The organism is Bacillus sp. NSP9.1, from assembly GCF_000465465.2.
Lineage (GTDB): Bacteria > Bacillota > Bacilli > Bacillales > Bacillaceae > Bacillus > Bacillus sonorensis_A.
In genome coordinates this window covers 826,854-841,385 of the sequence record NZ_CP048273.1, presented here as the reverse complement: position 1 = coordinate 841,385, position 14,532 = coordinate 826,854, and the positions used below count along the sequence as shown (strand labels likewise).

The following is a 14,532-nucleotide window of genomic DNA, read 5'->3' as shown; positions in this document are numbered from 1 at the left end:
GCTGCTGGATCACATTAGAAAAACCAAACAGATGCTCAGAGCTCTGTTTGGTTTTTTCGAATAAGACTATTTTAAAAAGTATTTTTCGATATCATCGAGCAGCAAGTTCGCCGCCAGGACGCCGCCGGCTGTATTCCAGATGGCATCGCTCACCTTATGTACTTGACCTTTTTGATAGACGCTTAAGTTTTTAAAAAGCGGATCATTGACATAATCTTTTTCAATGGCGCTTGCCTTGTCATCGCCTGTCTCATAGGTGTAGTAGAAAAGCACGTCTCCATCCATATCAGGGATCTGCTCTTTCGTTACTTCCATTTGTCCCAAATCATTGGCCTGCTGGCTTTTTGGCCTTTCAAAACCGAGTTCGTCCAAAATCGTTCCCGCAAAAGATGCTTTATGATAGATGCGGGCATCGGCATCTGTAAAGCGGACGAGTGAGATTTTTTGTTTCACTTTGTCGCCGAGCTTGTCATGAATGTCTTTGACCCGCTGATCGAAATCGGCGATGACTTTTTCGCCTTCATCTTTTTTGTTGAGGGCTTCCGCAGCCAGTTCAAAATTGCTTTTCCATTCTCCTGACAATGTTTCAGCAAAGACTGTCGGCGCGATCGCACTTAACTTGTCATACACTTCCTCCTGGCGCACTTTGTTGCCGATAATCAGATCGGGCTTGAGGCTGGCGATTTTCTCAATATTCGGCGCTGTCTCTGTTCCGACATTCTCGACGCCGTCCATTTGATCTTTAATATGGTCGTACCACGGGTCTCCAAGCCATGACTGCACAGCTCCGACAGGCTTGATCCCTAAGGCGAGAACTGCTTCTGTCGCTTCGTTGGTCAATACAACAACCTTTTTCGGTGTACCTTTAATCTTTGTGTTCCCCATTGCATGTTTTACGGTATAAGACCCTTTGCCATCCTTGTCCGCAGACGTATCTGTATTTTGATTTCCGCAAGCGGCCAATAAGAGGACAAGCACAGCAAGCAGCGTCATCCATTTCAGACGTTTCATCGATGATCTCCTTTTCTAAATGATATTCATTATCATTTAGATTATCTGATCCACCCTGCAGTGTCAATATCCATTCCGCAAAAATTTCTTTTAAGTGCCAAGAACGCCCGCATGCACCGTTTCAGACCAACAGGTGGGAATTATCCAGTGAAAACCGTCTGATACATAGACGATATTAATCATAATCAAGGGGGTTAAGGAGGTTACAAATTGAAGTACATGAACTTTAAAAACTTGCCGACTCTTTGGAAAATCATGATCTTGATACCGCTCCTCGCTGTGGTTTTATCCGTGATCATGTTTATCAGCTATAAAGAATCGGAAAGACAGCTGAATTCAATGATTTCGAAGCAAATGAATGAATCGCTTGCAAAGACAATCGAGCAAATGGATAAGAGTCTTACCGTACACGAACGGAATCTGACGGGGGTTAAAGCGGCTGCCGAGGCACAGCGCACTCCATTGAGCCGAACGGAATACAAACGTTACTTTGAAAACTTGCTGCCCCTCAATCAACAAACTTTCGGAATCGGCATCTGGTATGAACCATATGCGTACAGCAAAAAAGAAAAGTTTGCCGGACCTTACGTATATAAAGACGGCGATCAGCTTGTATACACGCGGGACTATGAAGAGCCTTCATACGATTATTTCAGCCAGGATTGGTATAAAGAAGCCATTAAAACCGATGACATCATTTGGTCTGCTCCCTATTATGACGACAATCTAAAACAAACATTTATTACCACTGCGCTGTCGTTTAAAAATGCAGATGGAAAAAATACAGGGGTTATTACAAGCGACTATGTTCTGGATTCAGTCCAGCAGCTAGTATCCGGCATCAAGGTTCAAAAGACAGGCTATGCCGTTTTGCTTGATGAAAATGGCACATATTTATCCAATCCTGACAAAGACAAACGGCTCGAGCAGTCGATTTCTTCCGATCTTCTCACGGCGGAGCAATGGAAGGAAACCGCGCAAAAGAAACAAGGAATGATCGTCTCCACTTCAGCCGGGAAAAAATATGAGCTATATTACAACACGCTCCCTAAAACAAATTGGAAGCTCGTTCTTGTCGCTCCCGATGAGGAACTGTACGAATCGCTGTCACAATTGGTTCAGCAGCTGATCCTGCTGAGCTTGGGTGCCATCATCATCATGATTCTCATCATCGTCTTTCTCGGAAGAAGAGTATCGAAAGAAGCCAAGGTGATCAACGGTTATTTAAAACATTTATCGACAGGGGATTTGACACATCGCGCAGCAGCTGATACCAACGATGAATTCGGACAAATGGCGGCATACTACAACCAATCAGCAGCAGCCTTGCAAACGATGATGTCTGATGTTGCCGGCGGGGCGGAAACAGTCGCTTCAACTGCCGAAGAGCTGTCCGCAAGCGCCGAAGAAATTCACTCGGCGGTCCATGAAACAGCCAACACGATGCAGGAAGTCGCAAACGACGCAGGTTCGCAAACCAATCTGGCACTTGAGATGTCTTCGACAAGCGATACGCTGCTAGATGAAATCAGCACGATATCGGAAGCGGTCCAGGAGGTCAGCAAAAAATCCGCCCACTCAACCGCTCTGGCAAACAAAGGAAGTGAGACGGTCAAAGAAGTCATACAAGATATTACACATTTGCATGAAAAAATGACGGAAACAGCAGAAAAAATCGAACTGCTTGAACAAAAATCGGCGGATATTAACAAGATGGCCAGCCTGATATCAAGCATTTCTGAACAGACCAATCTGCTCGCCTTAAACGCCGCGATTGAAGCGGCACGAGCAGGCGAATCCGGAAAAGGATTTGCCGTCGTCGCAGAGGAAGTGCGGAAGCTGGCGGAAGAAACGAAAAATGCGTCTACAGACATTACAGCGACAATTCAATCGATCCAGGACGAAATCTCTCATTCTGTCGAATCGATGAAGGCAAGCCAGCAAGCAGCCCATACAGGCATCGCCAAAGTCAAACAAACGGGAGAATCCTTTTCAAGCATCCATCAATCGATTCGCGATGTCACCTCCAATATTCAGCTGGTGACGGATGATGTCCAAAAAGCGACGCAAAATACGAAACAAATGCGCGACATCGCCAAACAGGTGCAGGACTACTCGGTCAACACAAACGAGCATATTAACAATTCTTCCGCTCTAACAGAAGAACAGTCATCGATTACGGCGGAAATCGCCAAGGCGTCAGAAGACCTGGCCGTCATGGCGCAGGATTTGCAGGAGAAGATTTCGCAGTTTAAAGTGTAACGATTTGCACCCGCTCTTATTTATATAGGAGAGGGTGTTTTTTTCGAATATCATGTTATCAGCTCACAACTCTGTTTTCTTAGCAGATCTTCCAACCAGGACTTGTTGAATCACTGTATATCCTGATGATTATTTTTTTGAAGTACTCACATCGACTTTTCATTACGAGCCTTTTTTGCTGGCTTACTGAATAATACGAAGACAGTTGCAAATATCAATGAAAACAATGGAGTTATGATAAATGGCAACTTAATACTGTGATTGACAATCGGTGAAAAAATAAATCCGCTAAACCCCACTGCCAAATATGACATTAAACTAAAAAGGGAGAATGCACTTGTTTGAAGGTGATCTTCAATATTTTTTGCAATTGTTTTTTGCAGAAATATCGTAATGAAACCAAAGGAAAAGCCGAATAATGAAGAGCATAGAACGAATAAGATTGAAATATTCGCAAACCACAATCCTGCCGATCCAAAGAACATCAGTATAAAACAAATAAGCAGATTCATGTGTTCTGAATAAATGTATTCAATTGGAGGGATTTAAATGAAACATTTGACCTTATCCATTCTCTATCTTTTAGGATTTGTGATGTTAAGCAGCTGGTCAGTTTCATTTGGAGACATGTTCGGAGTAAATGTTTCAGCAATACTTCAGTTTATTTTAGCGATGTTATTCACACTTATCATAGGAGGCTATACGGGGCTTCCTTTAATTTATATCAAATTCAAAAGATCTGAAACGTTGTTTTTTACGAATCAAAAGGTCTACCTCATCGCTTTAGGATTAGGCGTGCTGCTTTCCTGCACGGCTTACAGCCTTCAGCAAGCGCTCTCTCCCATCGCGATTGCGCTGTTGTCGATCATTGGTTTTTTGATCATTGGCATCAGCGGTTTTCTTCCCGCCTGGTTTCTGAAGCCTGTGAAAAATCTGTGATAACGGGTGGGTTCTTCTTTGGTTGAAGGGGTGTTGGAGCCCAAGGTCGAACTTAGTGTTTTTCTGTATGGGATAAAAATCACTTGCCGATGCGTAATCTGACGATTGATTTTTAAAAACAACAATTTGCTTTCGCCATTTACAAATTAATGAAAATTCTTTATGATATAAGGAAGCATGTTGCATATACTAAAAAAACCGAAGTGCTCCAACACTTCGGCTTGTACAAAAAGCCAGCCCATCGAAAGGGCTTGCTCAGATTGATCCAAAAATAGACCACTCCCTATCACTTTCCAGGCTCAAGGGGCGGTCTATTTTTCTTTATTCTTTGACAACACGGCAATCAGCATGCCAAAAGCAATCATTAAAGAGATTGTTTCATATGCTGTCATCTTTATCACCCCCTTTCAGAAGGGGATGAGCAAGACTTCCCTTGAGTGAGCAGAGCTTCTAATACGAGGTAGATTATACCATATCAAGCAGAACATAAAATAAAGAAAAAAACCTTTTTCACTCATGAAATTTAGCTTTTCCGCCGAAAAAACCATGCTTCGGCATCGGCTAAACTCTTGGTCTTTCAGCTCATTTATTGATTGAATTCATTAGCTTGAAGAAGTATTCAGGTTGGTGGGTCTTATTGAGTTGATACCATGAATCCAATGTATCCGATGCAAACACGTCTAATGTTTTCAGTACTTCCCTTGCGAATTCGAGAGGAGCCGCTCCTGATGCAGTAACCAGATTCCCATCAGATACCGCTGGTCCCATCTCATAAAACGGTTCTCCTTTATAATGAGGACAGACCATTTTCATATAGGCCAAGTCATTGCTTGTATGCTTTCTTGAATCCAGATATCCGCTATTCGCCAGTCCCGCAGTTGCACCGCAAATTGCGGCAACCATCGCGCCAAGCTCTAAAGCTTCGCCGGCCTTTTTCAAGATCGGCTGATGAATCTTTTCTCCCCAAGTATTCCCTCCGGGTAAAATGATTAGATCCGTACTCTCAGGCGTCCACTCATCAAGGGAGATATCCGGTTTTATGCGCAGCCCTCCCATCGTCGTCACCATTTCTTTATTCACTCCTATTGTCATGACTTTTAAAGGTGCCGTATCTTTTTTGAAATATCTTCCCGAGTTCAGTTCGGCCATTAAATATCCATATTCCCAATCTGACATGGTATGAAATGCATAAAGATAAACTGTTTTCGACTGCATCCAGTAACACTCCAATCGCAATTGATACAGCCTATTATAATCAAAAACCCTGACAGCTTTTGTCAGGGTAAAGGAAATTCAGCTTGCACACTTAAAAAAAGCTTGGCCGCATCACACGGCCAAGCTCTTTTTTATGCTTACTTGTTCAAGTTGTAGAAAGAGTTAATTCCGTTGTATTGTGCAGTTTCAGCCAGTTGATCTTCGATGCGAAGAAGCTGGTTGTATTTCGCAACACGGTCCGTACGAGACGGAGCACCTGTTTTGATTTGTCCTGCGTTTGTTGCGACAGCGATGTCAGCGATTGTGCTGTCTTCCGTTTCACCTGAGCGGTGAGAGATAACAGCAGTGTAGCCTGCGCGTTTTGCCATTTCGATCGCATCGAATGTTTCAGTCAATGTACCGATTTGGTTTACTTTGATCAGGATGGAGTTGCCAACACCGTTTTTGATACCTTCAGCAAGCTTTTTCGTGTTTGTTACGAAAAGGTCGTCTCCGACAAGCTGAACTTTTGAGCCAAGGCGCTCAGTCAGCAGCTTGTGGCCTTCCCAGTCGTTTTCATCAAGACCGTCTTCGATTGAGATGATTGGGTATTTAGAAACCATTTCTTCGTACCAGTCAACCATTTCAGCAGATGTTTTCACAACGCCTTCGCCGGACAGATGGTATTTGCCGTCTTCTTTGTTGTAGAACTCAGAAGATGCAGCATCCATAGCCAATTTCACTTCTTCGCCAGGTTTGAAGCCGGCTTTTTCGATCGCTTCAACGATTGTTTGCAGCGCCTCTTCGTTAGATCCAAGGTTTGGAGCGAATCCGCCTTCATCACCTACAGCAGTGTTCATTCCTTTAGCAGAAAGAACTGATTTCAGGCTGTGGAAAATTTGCGCGCCCATGCGAAGCGCTTCACGGAAGTTTTCTGCGCCGACAGGCATGATCATGAATTCTTGAATGTCAACGTTGTTATCCGCATGCTCTCCGCCGTTGACGATGTTCATCATCGGTACTGGAAGCGTTTTGGAGTTGAATCCTCCAAGGTATTGGTAAAGCGGAATCTGTAAGAAATCAGCAGCTGCGCGGGCAACGGCCATTGATACACCAAGGATCGCATTGGCGCCGAGCTTGCCTTTGTTTTCAGTTCCGTCAAGTTCGATCAATAGTTTATCGATTGATACTTGTTCAGTCACATCAAAGCCAAGGATTTCCGGGGCGATGATTTCGTTTACGTTGTTAACGGCAGTTAAAACACCTTTTCCAAGGTAGCGATCTTTGTCGCCGTCGCGAAGCTCAACAGCTTCATATTCGCCAGTGGAAGCTCCGCTTGGAACAAGCGCGCGTCCAAAAGCTCCTGATTCAGTATATACTTCAACTTCAACCGTCGGATTACCGCGGGAGTCTAATACTTCACGTGCATAAACATCTACAATGTATGGCATGTTTGTTTCTCTCCTTCAATGCTTATTTTTGAATTAATGACGATCCTGTCATTTCTTTCGGTTTTTCAACGCCCAGCAAGTCTAAAAGAGTTGGCGCCAGATCCCCGAGGATTCCGCCTTCTCTTAATGTCACGCCTTCTTTTGTGACGATGACAGGAACCGGGTTTGTCGTATGGGCGGTGTGCGGCTTGCCTTCTTCGGTAATCAGCACGTCTGCGTTACCGTGATCGGCCGTAATAATCGCGTGGCCGCCTTTTGCAAGAATCGCATCAACGACTTCGCCGAGGCACTCGTCAACTGCTTCGATTGCTTTGACCGTAGGCTCGACTTTTCCTGAATGTCCGACCATGTCAGGGTTGGCAAAGTTGAGGATGATCGCGTTATGATTTTCAGCCTCAATTTCTTTGACAAGCGCATCTTTTACTTCATATGCGCTCATTTCAGGCTTCAAGTCATATGTTGCGACTTTAGGCGAGTCGATTAAGATTCGCTCTTCGCCCGGGAATTTCTCTTCGCGTCCGCCGCTCATAAAGAATGTGACGTGCGGATATTTTTCAGTTTCAGCGATGCGAAGCTGCTTCAGTCCGTTTTGTGACAACACTTCACCGACTGTGTTGTCGAGATTGACCGGTTTGAATGCTACATACCCGTCAACCGTTTCACTGAAATGCGTTAAGCAGACGAAATGAAGGTTTTTCGGATGATTTTCTCCGCGGTCGAAGTCGCGGAAATCATCATTTGTGAACGTGTTGGAAATCTGGATCGCACGGTCAGGTCTGAAATTGTAGAAAATGACCGCATCGTTGTCCTTGATTGTCGCAACAGGCTCGCCGTTTTCTTTTGTGATGACGGAAGGAATGACGAATTCATCGTAAATTCCGTTTTCATAAGAATCTTTCACGACATCGAGCGGATTTTGATATTTCGGTCCTTCTCCGTATGTCATCGCGCGGTACGCTTTTTCAACGCGGTCCCAGCGCTTGTCGCGGTCCATTGAATAGTAGCGGCCCGACAATGTGGCGATTTCGCCGACACCGATTTCTTCGATTTGCTCCTGAAGCTCTTTGATATATTTCTCGGCTGTTTGCGGGCCTACATCGCGGCCGTCAAGGAAGCCGTGAATATAGACGTTTTCAACGCCTTCTTTTTTCGCAAGCTTCAAGAGTGCGTACAAATGGTGAATGTGGCTGTGAACTCCGCCGTCAGACAGCAGTCCGAACAAGTGGAGGTTTGTGCCTTTTTCTTTGGCGTGCTTCATCGCGGCAAGGAATGTTTCGTTCTGTTCGAATTCTCCCTCGCGGATCGCAACGTTCACGCGCGTCAGACTTTGGTAAACGATCCGGCCTGCGCCGATATTCAGATGGCCGACTTCCGAGTTGCCCATCTGGCCGTCTGGAAGACCTACCGCTTCTCCTGAAGCTGTCAGCGTCTGGTGCGGATACTTGTTCCAATAGCGGTCAAAGTTCGGTTTTTTCGCTTGCGCTACGGCGTTTCCGACGGTTTCGTCCCTTAGTCCAAACCCATCTAAAATGATGAGCGCGGCTAACTTGTTACTCATATTGACCTGCCTCCAATAATTGCACGAAAGACTGTGCTTCAAGGCTTGCGCCGCCTACAAGAGCGCCGTCGATATCGGATTCGGCCATGTATTCTTTAATGTTCACAGGTTTTACGCTGCCGCCGTACTGGATGCGGATGCTGTCTGCTGCAGCTTGTCCAAATTCAGCTGACACTGTTTTACGGATGTGTGCGCAAACTTCATTTGCATCTTGGGCTGTTGAAGATTTTCCTGTTCCGATCGCCCAGATTGGCTCATATGCGATGACAGAAGCAGATACCTGCTCAGCTGTCAGACCCGCGAGCGCTTTTTTCACCTGGTCGGCAACAAGATCATTTGTTTTGCCGGCTTCACGTTCTTCAAGCGTTTCACCCACACAGATGATCGGCACAATGCCGTATTTGAACGCGGCATGCGCTTTTTTGTTGACTGACTCGTCTGTTTCGGCAAACATTTCACGGCGCTCAGAGTGGCCGATCACGCAATATTCAACCCCTAGGTCTTTTAAAGCGAGAGGGCTGATTTCACCTGTGAAAGCACCGCTTTCTTCAAAATGCATGTTCTGCGCGCCGACTTTAAGGTCAGTGCCTTTTACGGCTGAAGTCAGCTTTTCAAGGAACAGCGCAGGTGCACAGACAACAGCTTCCGCTTTATCCGCTGCAGGGATGGAAGATTTCACTTCTTCTACAAAGCTTACAGCTTCTGAAAGCACTTTGTTCATCTTCCAGTTGCCGGCTATAATTGGTTTTCTCATGTGCTCCACTCCTTATGCTGTGTTTTGTTCTTATTTATCGTTTAATGCTTTGACGCCTGGAAGTACTTTGCCTTCCATAAATTCAAGGGAAGCTCCGCCACCGGTTGAAATATGGCTCATTTTGTCAGCAAGACCGAACTTTTCAACAGCAGCTGCAGAGTCTCCTCCACCAATGACAGAGTATGTATCTTTTGCCTCTGCTAAAGCTTCAGCGACCGCTCTTGTTCCTTTTGCAAACGCATCGATTTCAAAGACGCCCATCGGTCCGTTCCAAACGACAAGCTTGCTGTTTTTGATGACATCGGCATACGTTTTTCTCGTTTCCGTACCGATATCAAGTGCTTCCCAGTCGCTAGGAATCTCGCTGATCGGCACGATCTTCGTATTGGCATCGTTTGAGAAGTCGTCCGCTACAAGTGCATCAACTGGCATGTAGAAGTTGACGCCTTTTTCTTTGGCGCGGTCCATGAACGATTTGGCCAATTCAATTTTGTCTTCTTCAAGCAAGGATTTGCCGATTTCGTATCCCAGCGCTTTAACGAATGTGTAAGCAAGACCGCCGCCGATGATCAAATTGTCGACTTTATCAAGAAGACTTTCGATGACACCGATTTTGTCTTTTACTTTCGCTCCGCCGATAATCGCTGTAAACGGACGTTCCGGGTTTGACAGGGCTTTACCCAGCACTTCAAGCTCTTTTTCCATTAAGAAGCCCGCAACAGCCGGAAGGTGTTCAGCGATGCCCGCAGTTGAAGCGTGGGCGCGGTGAGCCGCTCCAAACGCATCATTGACATAAATATCTGCCAGATCGGCAAACGCTTTTGCAAGCTCAGGATCATTTTTTTCTTCTCCAGGATAGAAGCGGACATTTTCAAGTACGAGAATGTCTCCCTCTTGCATTTCGGCAATTTGTGATTTTACGGCGTCACCGTAGGCTTCGTCCGCTTTCTTCACATCCTTGCCAAGCAGCTCTCCAAGGCGTGCTGCTACAGGAGTCAGGCGGAGCTCTTCAGAAACTTGACCTTTCGGACGGCCCAAGTGGCTGGCCAGAAGAACTTTTGCTCCCTGCTCTGTTAAGTACTGAATCGTTGGAAGTGCAGCGCGGATCCGCGTATCATCCGTAACTTTTCCCTCTTTCATCGGAACGTTAAAGTCAACACGGCAGAAAACAACGCGGCCTTTTACATCAATGTCTTTTACTGATTTTTTGTTCATGACTCGAGGAGTTCCTCCTTTAAATGATTTACAAGCCTGAAAACTCGAAAATCCCGGCGCATATGGAAAAAGGGAAAGGGAGTGTGTATCCCCTTCCCTTGTCCGCTTTCATTATAGCGCTTTTTGTCTATCAGAACCAAGTCTGATTCTTAAGGTTACGAATTAAAGACCTTGTTTTGCAATGTAAGCGGCAAGGTCAACTACGCGGTGAGAATATCCGCTTTCGTTGTCATACCAAGAAATCACTTTCACCATGCTGCCTTCCATCACCATTGTAGAAAGGGCATCGATAGTAGAAGAGTTGGCATTGCCGTTGTAGTCTTTAGATACAAGCGGATCTTCGCTGTAGCCAAGAACGCCTTGAAGTTCGCCTTCTGCTGCTTCTTTAAACGCTGCGTTTACTTCTTCTGCTGTTACGTCTTTGTCAAGTTCAGCAACAAGGTCAACAAGTGATACGTTTGGTGTTGGAACACGCATTGCTCCGCCGTTCAGTTTTCCTTTTAGTTCAGGAAGTACAAGGGAAACGGCTTTCGCTGCACCAGTTGTTGTTGGGATGATGCTTTCAGCTGCTGCACGCGCACGACGGTAGTCTTTGTGCGGAAGATCAAGGATTTGCTGATCGTTTGTGTAAGAGTGAACAGTTGTCATCATACCGCGTTTGATGCCGAATTTGTCATTCAGAACTTTTGCAAACGGCGCAAGGCAGTTTGTTGTGCAAGATGCATTAGAGATAACTTGGTGGTTAGCTGCATCGTATTTATCTTCGTTTACACCCATAACGATTGTGATATCTTCTTCACTTGCAGGAGCTGAGATGATGACTTTTTTCGCGCCAGCTTCTAAGTGTTTTGCCGCATCTGGGCGTTTTGTGAAGAAACCAGTTGATTCAACAACGATTTCAACACCTTGTTTTCCCCAGCTTAATTTAGCAGGATCGCGTTCAGCTGTAACTTCGATTGTCTTGCCATTTACAACAAGGTTGCTTCCGTCTACAGAAACTTCCGCGTCCAATTTTCCGTGTACTGAGTCATATTGTAATAGGTGAGCAAGCATGTTAGCGTCTGTTAAATCGTTAACTGCTACAACCTCTACTTCAGGATTATTCAATGCTGCGCGGAATACATTACGTCCGATACGACCAAAACCATTAATACCGACTTTTACTGCCATGATGATTTCCTCCTTTAAGTAAATAAGAGATATTTAATTTATATTGAGGGAAGAAACTTCCCTTAATAACTGTTTTGCGGCTCCTTCATCAGTGATCAGAACCGTGTTGCGCGGCTTTTTAAAGTAAGCCTCGATGGCTTCCGCCTTTGATGAGCCTCCCGCCACCGCGATGATGTTGGGGATCGAATCAAGATCCTCCAGTTGAATGCCTACGCTGTGCACTTTATGAATGACCTCTCCATGACGGTCAAAATAATAGCCGAAAGCCTCTGCAACAGCCTCATTTTCTTCGATCTTCCTCAAATCTTCCTCAGGTGTGTTTCTTCGTTCGGCCATTGTTTTAGCATCCCCGATTCCATGAATCACCATACTGGACGATTGAATCGTCTGCAGCACCTCTTTGATAGAAGGCTCTTCAATGATGGAAGAATAGGCTTCTTTGCTTAGCTGACCCGGAACAAATAACAGCTTGTATGTACCGGATGCTTTTTCAGCCATATGAGCGCAGATCGTATTGGCCTGGTTCCTGACGTTTTCGCCGAGTCCGCCTCTTGCCGGAACAAAAAGCAGCTTGCGGTTTTTCGAGTCGGGCGTCATCATTTCTGCTACGGCTTCAAGGGTCGTACCTCCGGTTACGGCGACGATATTTTCCCCTTTAAACCTGTTTTTCATGCATGCGACGGCCGCTCTCCCCATTTCTTTTTTGACCCATGGGGAATGGTCGCTGTCTCCTGAGACAATGATGACCTGTTCAAGGTTCAACCTCTCTTTTAATGTGTTTTCCAAATGGGTTAAGCCTAAAACATCCTTCATTGTATCTTCGAGAATTTTCAGCAGGTCAGATCCTTCCGTTGTCAATGTCATGCCGGTCGTTTTGATCTCGAGGAGATTTTGTTCTTTTAAAAACTGAACCTCCGCCCTTAAAATCCGCTCGCTGATTCCGAGACTGGCGGCAAGGCTTCTTCTGCCGATCGGTTCAGTCAGCCTTATGTACTGCAAAATTTCGTACCTTTTCTGCATGACATCGAGAAGATCCGGCAATAATTTTTTTTGAGCCTGTATTAGTTGATTCATGTCAAACGTTCCTTTCATCCCGTCATGGACAAATATTGTCCCGCTATGACTGAAAACGTCCCACCTCAGCCAAAAAAAAATTACTCCTGCTTACATTCATTATTTTAACAGGGTTAAATCGTTTATTCAACTGTTAAGCGTCAATTCCTCGACAATATTCGCACATCTTCACACAACCGTCTTATTCAGCATTGTTTCCTATCATCTCTATTTTATTCCCATCCTCCAAAAAGGTGCATCCATCATAAAAAGCCCTTTTCTCGAAAGGGCCTCGTCTTTATTAAAACGTTTTCATTTTGTCCAAAGCTTCTCTATTTCTTCAAGCGACTTATTTTTTGTTTCAGGACAGATCGTGACAACAAACAGGAAGCAGAGAATATTAATCACCGCAAAAATCCAGAAGGTATAGGCAAGCCCCAGCGAGCTGATCATCATCGGCACAAATTGTCCGATCGCCCAGTTGGCTCCCCATAGAAAAATGGTCGCAATCCCTGCGGCCCGCGCCCTCAGGTGATTCGGGAATATTTCAGAAATCATGATCCATGTGATGGGACCGACCGATACACAGAAGGCGGCGACAAATCCTAAAATAAAGAAGGTCAGCATCAGTCCCTCAGTCAGATGAAAATAAAATGATGTACCGATTAAGATCATAAAAATGGCCATGAAGGCAGAACCGATGGACATAAGCTTCTTCCGCCCGACTTTATCGATCAAGAGAACTGCGATCACGGTAAAAATCACTTCGACGACACCGACGACACATGTTGCAACAAATCCGGCATTTTGGCCGAAGCCCATCATTTTGAAAATTTCCGGACCGTAATAGGTAATCGCGTTCATGCCGATGACTTGATTGAACAGCGCCAGCAAAATCCCGATGAACAGCGCCTTTCTGAGGCCCGGTTTGAAAAGCTGTGACAACGACCCCATCCGTTCGATCTTCAAGGAATCTTCAATGTTTTGTAATTCTTCTTTTGCCACTTTTTCTCCATTAATACGTGTCAGAATCTTTAGCGCTTCATTTGTCCTTCCGGCTTTCGCCAGCCATCGCGGACTTTCCGGCACAACCAGCAGCACGAGGAAGAAAATGACCGACGGCACCATACCATAGGCAAGCATCCACCTCCAGCCGGTGTGCACACCCCATTCATATGTACCAGACCGCTGAACTGCGAGATTGATAAAGTAAGTCGCGGAGATCCCCAATATCGTAAAGAGCTGATATAAGGAAGATAAGCTGCCGCGGATCGCAGGCGGCGCCGCTTCAGTTATATACGTGACAGACAGAGAAGACCCCATTCCGATTCCCAAACCGCCGATGATCCTTGCGATGATTAATGTGGACACATTCTGTGAAAGAGCTGAAATGACCGCTGATATCGCAAACAACAGCGCCGCTGTCATCAAAATCTTTCTCCTTCCGAACCTGTCGCTCAGAAAACCGGATATGCCAACGCCCACAACGCCCCCGATCATGATGCTCGATATCACAAGGCCTTCCATAAATGGGGTCAGACTGTACAAATCCTTCAGAAAACCGATTGCACCGGATATGACCGCTGTATCATAGCCGTACAATAAACCGCCGAGACCCGCCGCACATGAAATCAATATCACAAATCCCATTGAATGGCTTCGAGCAACTGACACTTCTGTTTCTAACTGAGCTGGATTGTTCTTCATTATTTGCCTCTCCTCCCACGAAATGATAAAGCGCTTTCAATGTGAAGTTTTCTTGTACGTACATATTTTGAAACGTAAGAACTCAAACCTCAATTAGTACGTACAATTATAGAATAATTATATTTGTATTTTCTGTCAACGTTTTTTCGGTTAGCGCTTTCATTTCACCTGAGAATTTTTCGTGAACATGTCGGGGAATCAATATATTGCGAAAATAC

Annotated in this window: 13 protein-coding genes and 1 pseudogene; 3 read left to right on the top strand and 11 right to left on the bottom strand. The window is 45.2% G+C overall.

All coding sequences use genetic code 11. The annotated features are described in order from the left end of the window. Nucleotides 1-66: 66 nt before the first annotated feature. Nucleotides 67-1,011 (bottom strand): ABC transporter substrate-binding protein, encoded by a 945-nt coding sequence (locus M654_RS04095; RefSeq protein ID WP_026588814.1) that lies wholly within the window; start codon nucleotides 1,009-1,011, stop codon nucleotides 67-69. Nucleotides 1,012-1,230: 219 nt separating this feature from the next. Between M654_RS04095 and M654_RS24295 the strand changes: the two are divergent. Both M654_RS24295 and M654_RS24290 read left to right on the top strand, forming a co-directional pair. Beyond that, nucleotides 1,231-2,331: pseudogene (locus M654_RS24295) on the top strand (PDC sensor domain-containing protein); the annotation flags it as partial. Continuing rightward, nucleotides 2,305-3,273: a methyl-accepting chemotaxis protein gene (locus M654_RS24290; RefSeq protein WP_442858862.1), complete on the top strand. Its 969-nt coding sequence runs from the start codon at nucleotides 2,305-2,307 to the stop codon at nucleotides 3,271-3,273. The pseudogene M654_RS24295 and the gene M654_RS24290, both read left to right, overlap by 27 nt. 146 nt (nucleotides 3,274-3,419) lie before the next feature. On the opposite strand, the gene M654_RS24285 is transcribed toward M654_RS24290, so the two are convergent. Then, nucleotides 3,420-3,785 carry an MFS transporter gene (locus M654_RS24285; RefSeq protein ID WP_152520999.1) on the bottom strand — a complete coding sequence of 122 codons (366 nt, stop codon included), beginning with the start codon at nucleotides 3,783-3,785 and terminating at the stop codon, nucleotides 3,420-3,422. Between the two features lie 37 nt (nucleotides 3,786-3,822). On the opposite strand from M654_RS24285, the gene M654_RS04085 reads away from it, so the two are divergent. Continuing rightward, on the top strand, nucleotides 3,823-4,212 hold the full coding sequence (locus M654_RS04085; protein ID WP_026588816.1) for a hypothetical protein: 390 nt from the start codon (nucleotides 3,823-3,825) through the stop codon (nucleotides 4,210-4,212). 311 nt (nucleotides 4,213-4,523) lie between these two features. On the opposite strand, the gene M654_RS23770 is transcribed toward M654_RS04085, so the two are convergent. From M654_RS23770 to M654_RS04045, 9 genes are all read right to left on the bottom strand, one after another. Then, nucleotides 4,524-4,604 carry a putative holin-like toxin gene (locus M654_RS23770; RefSeq protein ID WP_256860326.1) on the bottom strand — a complete coding sequence of 27 codons (81 nt, stop codon included), beginning with the start codon at nucleotides 4,602-4,604 and terminating at the stop codon, nucleotides 4,524-4,526. Nucleotides 4,605-4,794: 190 nt separating this feature from the next. Then, a complete protein-coding gene (locus M654_RS04080; RefSeq protein ID WP_026588817.1) occupies nucleotides 4,795-5,427 on the bottom strand; it encodes a type 1 glutamine amidotransferase family protein in 633 nt (210 codons plus the stop codon). Between the two features lie 137 nt (nucleotides 5,428-5,564). Beyond that, entirely contained in the window at nucleotides 5,565-6,857 is a 1,293-nt protein-coding gene (gene eno / locus M654_RS04075; RefSeq protein ID WP_026588818.1) for a phosphopyruvate hydratase, read from the bottom strand. Between the two features lie 22 nt (nucleotides 6,858-6,879). Continuing rightward, nucleotides 6,880-8,415 (bottom strand): 2,3-bisphosphoglycerate-independent phosphoglycerate mutase, encoded by a 1,536-nt coding sequence (gene gpmI / locus M654_RS04070; protein ID WP_026588819.1) that lies wholly within the window; start codon nucleotides 8,413-8,415, stop codon nucleotides 6,880-6,882. Further along, nucleotides 8,408-9,169, bottom strand: coding sequence for a triose-phosphate isomerase (gene tpiA / locus M654_RS04065; protein ID WP_026588820.1), 762 nt, complete (start codon nucleotides 9,167-9,169; stop codon nucleotides 8,408-8,410). Before tpiA ends, gpmI begins: the two co-directional genes overlap by 8 nt. A 30-nt stretch (nucleotides 9,170-9,199) precedes the next feature. Beyond that, nucleotides 9,200-10,384 (bottom strand): phosphoglycerate kinase, encoded by a 1,185-nt coding sequence (locus M654_RS04060; protein ID WP_026588821.1) that lies wholly within the window; start codon nucleotides 10,382-10,384, stop codon nucleotides 9,200-9,202. A gap of 162 nt (nucleotides 10,385-10,546) precedes the next feature. Beyond that, nucleotides 10,547-11,554: a type I glyceraldehyde-3-phosphate dehydrogenase gene (gene gap / locus M654_RS04055; RefSeq protein ID WP_026588822.1), complete on the bottom strand. Its 1,008-nt coding sequence runs from the start codon at nucleotides 11,552-11,554 to the stop codon at nucleotides 10,547-10,549. Between the two features lie 33 nt (nucleotides 11,555-11,587). Beyond that, nucleotides 11,588-12,628, bottom strand: a complete 1,041-nt coding sequence (locus M654_RS04050; protein ID WP_026588823.1) for a sugar-binding transcriptional regulator — start codon at nucleotides 12,626-12,628, stop codon at nucleotides 11,588-11,590. 291 nt (nucleotides 12,629-12,919) lie between these two features. After that, nucleotides 12,920-14,314, bottom strand: a complete 1,395-nt coding sequence (locus M654_RS04045; protein WP_026588824.1) for an arabinose-proton symporter AraE — start codon at nucleotides 14,312-14,314, stop codon at nucleotides 12,920-12,922. Between the last annotated feature and the right edge of the window lie 218 nt (nucleotides 14,315-14,532).